This is a genomic window from Kitasatospora sp. NPDC024654 (assembly GCF_055559155.1).
On sequence record NZ_JBVHLF010000197.1, the window covers coordinates 1 to 4,392 of the forward strand.

5 protein-coding genes and 1 pseudogene are annotated in these 4,392 nt (G+C 66.3%); 3 read left to right on the top strand and 3 right to left on the bottom strand.

Translation table 11 applies throughout. The features are described 5' to 3' along the window. Positions 1 to 111 precede the first annotated feature (111 nt). Together ACZ38L_RS38565 and ACZ38L_RS38570 are read left to right on the top strand one after the other, a co-directional pair. Positions 112 to 261 (top strand): hypothetical protein, encoded by a 150-nt coding sequence (locus ACZ38L_RS38565; RefSeq protein WP_465702658.1) that lies wholly within the window; start codon positions 112 to 114, stop codon positions 259 to 261. Positions 262 to 326: 65 nt separating this feature from the next. Next, a complete protein-coding gene (locus tag ACZ38L_RS38570; protein WP_465702660.1) occupies positions 327 to 557 on the top strand; it encodes a hypothetical protein in 231 nt (76 codons plus the stop codon). Positions 558 to 832: 275 nt separating this feature from the next. On the opposite strand, the gene ACZ38L_RS38575 is transcribed toward ACZ38L_RS38570, so the two are convergent. After that, positions 833 to 2,371 (bottom strand): AMP-binding protein, encoded by a 1,539-nt coding sequence (locus ACZ38L_RS38575; protein WP_465702662.1) that lies wholly within the window; start codon positions 2,369 to 2,371, stop codon positions 833 to 835. Between the two features lie 513 nt (positions 2,372 to 2,884). Between ACZ38L_RS38575 and ACZ38L_RS38580 the strand changes: the two genes are divergently transcribed. Next, positions 2,885 to 3,286 carry a transposase gene (locus ACZ38L_RS38580; RefSeq protein WP_465702667.1) on the top strand — a complete coding sequence of 134 codons (402 nt, stop codon included), beginning with the start codon at positions 2,885 to 2,887 and terminating at the stop codon, positions 3,284 to 3,286. A gap of 87 nt (positions 3,287 to 3,373) precedes the next feature. Here the strand turns inward: ACZ38L_RS38580 and ACZ38L_RS38585 are convergent, their stop codons facing one another. Both ACZ38L_RS38585 and ACZ38L_RS38590 read right to left on the bottom strand, forming a co-directional pair. Continuing rightward, positions 3,374 to 3,751: a hypothetical protein gene (locus ACZ38L_RS38585; protein ID WP_465702664.1), complete on the bottom strand. Its 378-nt coding sequence runs from the start codon at positions 3,749 to 3,751 to the stop codon at positions 3,374 to 3,376. Positions 3,752 to 4,048: 297 nt separating this feature from the next. Then, positions 4,049 to 4,392, bottom strand: a pseudogene (locus tag ACZ38L_RS38590) (hypothetical protein); the annotation flags it as partial.

Below are 4,392 nucleotides of genomic sequence, written 5' to 3' on the forward strand. Positions count from 1 at the left end.
GCACGACGGCGCAGCTCAGGCGGGTAGGAGGAAGGACGTGCCATGACTCGAATCCTTACACGAAATCGAGTCCCCACCGAACCCGGGGCGGTTCAGCACAGCCCTGACGGGGTGTCCCTGCACGTCTTTCAGCAGAACATCGATGCCCGCGCGTTCTACGAGCGTCACGGTTTCACCGTCCTCGACACCAATGATGGCGATCGCAACATGGAGAACCTGCCCGACATGACGCTTCGCTGGACACCGGAGAGCGCGCGGTAGGCCGTTCCACCCGGTTGAGCCGGAGGCGTTACGCCGCGTTGGCGAGTGGACGCCCTCCCTGGCGGATGCCCTTCACGTTGCGGATATCGAGTCCGCACGGCACCGATGGCGTTCCGTCGAACGCACCCCAGCCGGTCGACCCGGCCCGTCGCGATGTCGCCTCGGCCGGCTTCGCGACGGGCCGGCTGGCCCAGGTGTACGGGATCGAGGACCAACGCGTCGGCGCTTGGGAGGAACGCGCCGACGCCCTCGCCCGGCTGCGACGCCACGACCCGACCGCGGCGGACACGGCGTGATCGGGCGGGCCCTGGCGTCTTGCCCCCACTTCGCCCGTCGGTCTGGACCCGCCGGGCGATCACCGGGCACCGGTTCCCACCCCACCCACGGACGCCAGCAGCATCATCGGCCGCCGATGGGGCGCCGACTTCATAGTGCCCCGGCGCCCTATCAGCTGCGGCATCTGTCCTTTCCTGGTCGGTCAGTCCGCGCACCGGCACAGGATCGCCGCCACACCTCCAGTGGCCGCAGTGGACGTTGCCTGGGTTTTTGTGGGTGGTGTTGGTGGGGGTGTTTAGTTGGTGGGGGTGCTTTGGGTTTGTTGGCGGAGGAGTTTTTTGTCGGGTTTGCCGGCGTCGGTGAGGGGGAGGGTGTGGGTTTGGGTGATGTGGGTGGGTTCGTACATGGGTCCGCGTTGTTGGCGGACCATTTCGCGTAGTTCTTGTTCGTTGATGGTGGTGTTGGGGGTGGTGACGATGACTGCGTGGATTTGTTCCATGTTGTCGGTGTCGGGGACGCCGAAGACGGCGCTTTGTTGGATGTGGGGGTGGGTGTTGAGGAGGTCTTCGAGTTCGGTGGTGTAGACGTGGCCGCCGACGACGATGATCATGTCCTTGAGGCGGTCGACGATGGTGAGGTAGCCGTCGTTGTCGAGGTGGCCGAGGTCGCCGGTGTGGAGCCAGCCGTCGCGGAGTACTTCTGCGGTGAGTTCGGGTTGTTTCCAGTAGCCTTGCATGACGGTTTGGGAGCGTACGCAGATTTCGCCGAGTTCGCCGGTGGGTAGTGCGTGGTCTTGGGGGTCGCGGATTTCGACTTCGACGCCGGGGAGGATTTTGCCGGCTGAGCGGAGTCGGTCGGGGCGTGTGGGGTCGTGGTCGGTGGTGGTGAGGGTGCTGATGCCGCCGGCTTCGTTTTGGCCGTAGAACTGGAAGAGGACGGGGCCGAGGCGGTGGAGTGCGTCGGTGAGGCGGGTGGGGGAGGCTTGGCAGCCGCCGTAGATGAGGGTGCGCAGGGTGGTGGTGTTGGTGGTGGGGAGGGTGGGGTGGTCGAGGAGTTGGTAGAGGAGTGGGGGGAGGACGAACAGGCGGGTGATGTGTTCGCGTTCGATGGTGGCGAGGACTTGGGCGGGGTCGAAGTCTTCGAGGAGGATGACGGTGCCGCCGGCGGCGAGGGTGTGGTCGGTGAGGTGGCCGGCGGCGTGGGCGAGGGTGGTGCAGACGAGTTGGCGTTCGGTTTGTTCGGAGTCTTCGAGGCCGCCGCGGAAGGCGGCGGCTTGGCCGAAGGTGCTGCAGATGCCTTTGGGGTGGCCGGTGGTGCCGCCGGTGTGGCGGATGCTGATGATGTCGTCGGGGTGGGCGAGGGTGGTGATGGGGTCGGTTGGTTGTTCGGCGGCCAGGGTGAGGAGGTCGTCGCCGATGTTCGCTTTCCCGAGGGTGAGGATGGTGGGGACGGGGGCGAGGGCGGTGAGTTCGGTGGCTCGTTCGGCCAGGCGTGGGTCGACGATGAGTGCGGCGGTTTCGACGTCGGTGACGATCGCGGCCTGGACCTCTGCGGAGAGTTTGTTGTAGAGGTGGTTGACGGTGCAGCCGATGAGGTTGGCGGCGTAGCGGGCGGCGATCGTTTCGGGCAGGTTGCCGCTCAGCAGGGTGACGGTCTTGGTGCGGCCGAGGCCTTGGGCGAGCATGGCGTGGGCCATTTGGTAGACGAGGTCGCGTAGGTCGCCCGCGCTGATGCGTCGGTCCTCGTGGACGAGGGCTTCGTGGTGGGGGTGTTGTGCGAGGGCGTCGAGGCTGTCTTCGACGTAGGTGCGGAATTGCTGGGTATCGCCGGGCATGACGGCTGGTCCCTTCTGTGGTCGGCGTGCGCTCCCCGTGCTCGCCGGCCGTTGTCATGTTCGTTGGTGGTGGCCTGTGGTGACGGGCCGCCACGTCGGGCGGGACCTCGGTATGCCCCACCCCCCATGGGCTGGTTGCCCAAGGCAACCATACGTACGGTAATCGTATCCCTACAGGAGATCAAGCGCTTGGGTGACCGGCCGGTGACCCCTGGTGGGTGGCGGGTGGTGGTGGGGGTGGTGGGTGGGGGTGGGTGGGGGCTCGCTCGCGTGCTTTGGGGGAGGGGGAGGCGGGGCGGGGGTTGGTGGTTCCGCGCTGTTCGGGGAGGTGTGGGTGGGTTGGTGGTTCCGGGCCCCTTGGGGGGTGAGTGGGGTGGTGGTTCGGGCTGTTCGGGGGGAGGGGGTGTGGGTGAGCGGGGGCTCACCAGTGAAGTTCCACCCCGTGGTTGGACACGTGGACACTGGGACGTGTGAGCCCAGAGGAAGCAGTGCCGGGTGGGAATCAAGAGCAACATGAGTAAGCGCTACACGGCGGAGTTCAAGCGGGACGCGGTCGCGCTCGTCCGGTCCTCTCCGCACCGGAACGTCACCGAGATCGCCCGGGAGCTGGGGGTCAGCCCGGAGGGGCTGCGGGGCTGGGTGAAGCAGGACCGTACCGACCGGGGCGAGGGCCGGCCAGGCGAGCTGACCAGCGCCGAGCGCGAGGAGCTCACCCGCCTACAACCGCAGGCGCCTACGCAAACACCCCGACTGGGGGCTACCTCACCCCACTCGAGATCCGGCGGCGACACCAGCAAGGTCATACCCTCGCGGCGTAGAAGATCGGTGTCCAACCGCAGGGTGGAACTTCACCAGTGTTCTTGGGGGGTGTGTGGGTGGGTTGGTGGTTCTGGGGGCTTTTGGGGGTGTGGGTGAGCCGGTGGTCCCGTGCTTTGGGGGCGGGGGCCACCGGCTCGTTGAGTGTGGGTGTGGCTGGGGGCTGGTGGGGGTGGTGGGGTGTGGTTACTTCACCGCTACGGTGGCGGTTACCACGGTCTTGGGGTCTGATCTGCAGACGAAGGAGATGTTGTAGCTTTGTCGGTGCTGCACGTTGGCGAGTTTCGCGGTGCCGACGAGGTTGCCGTGTGGGCCGGGCTTGAGTTGGGTGAATCCGATCGGGCTCAGGGTTCTGGAGCCCTTCGCGATGGGGGTGCCTCGGGCCCATCCGCCGGCTTTGGGATTGGCGCAGCCGTGCAGGGTCAGCGCGACTGTCTGGCCGGGGTGCGTGTGCATGTTGGGGTTCACGGTGGCGGTCGGGCTGGTGGCGTTGGCCGTGGGGGCTGTGAGGGCCAGCAGGGCGCTCGCGCTGAGTGCGATGATGGACGTGCGTACCGGGTACATGGGTTCGCTCCCTTCCGGCACGGCCGGGCGGAGGTCCTTCGGCCCGATGGCCGAGCAGCCCGATGGCCGAGCCTGGGCTTGGGTCGACCCTAGGTTCGGGGCGCTGGGCGGCGCGATTGCTGCTGGGCCGACCGGGTGACGCCGGTCATGGCACCTCGGCTGGGTTGTCGCGGTGTCCCGTTCGGAGTGTTGCGGCGTTTCGTTCGGGTTGTTGTGGTAGTTGGCTTGGGTTGTTGTGGAGCCTTGAGTTTCTCGGTTTGTTCTTCGGCTTCTTCGGTGTTCAGGGGCTGGATGGGGTCAGATTTTCAGTGGCCCGAAGACGTTGTTTGGGAAGGTGAAGATGGTCGGTTTGGTGTCGAACTCTTCGTGGGGGTAGCTGCCGTGGTCAGGTTCTTCGATGTGGGGGGTGAAGTTCCCTCCGGATCTTGGACAACGGATGAAGTGGTGCTGCGGCCTGGCTCGGGTTTCGAACGGAGTGAGGTATCCGAACTCGGGGTGCTTCCTGAAGTTTCCCCTTGAGGTTGGACACCTGGAGACTGGGCGATACAAGCCCGGAGGAAGCAGCACCAGGTGGGAATCAAGAGCAACATGGCCAAGCGGTATACGGCGGAGTTCAAGCGGGACGCGGTCGCGCTCGTCCG

Excerpts from the sequence above, each read along its gene's own strand:
- ACZ38L_RS38570 (WP_465702660.1), top strand. The coding sequence starts at position 327 with ATGCCCTTCACGTTGCGGATATCGAGTCCGCACGGCACCGATGGCGTT.
- ACZ38L_RS38575 (WP_465702662.1), bottom strand. The coding sequence starts at position 2,371 with ATGCCCGGCGATACCCAGCAATTCCGCACCTACGTCGAAGACAGCCTC.
- ACZ38L_RS38580 (WP_465702667.1), top strand. The coding sequence starts at position 2,885 with ATGAGTAAGCGCTACACGGCGGAGTTCAAGCGGGACGCGGTCGCGCTC.
- ACZ38L_RS38585 (WP_465702664.1), bottom strand. The coding sequence starts at position 3,751 with ATGTACCCGGTACGCACGTCCATCATCGCACTCAGCGCGAGCGCCCTG.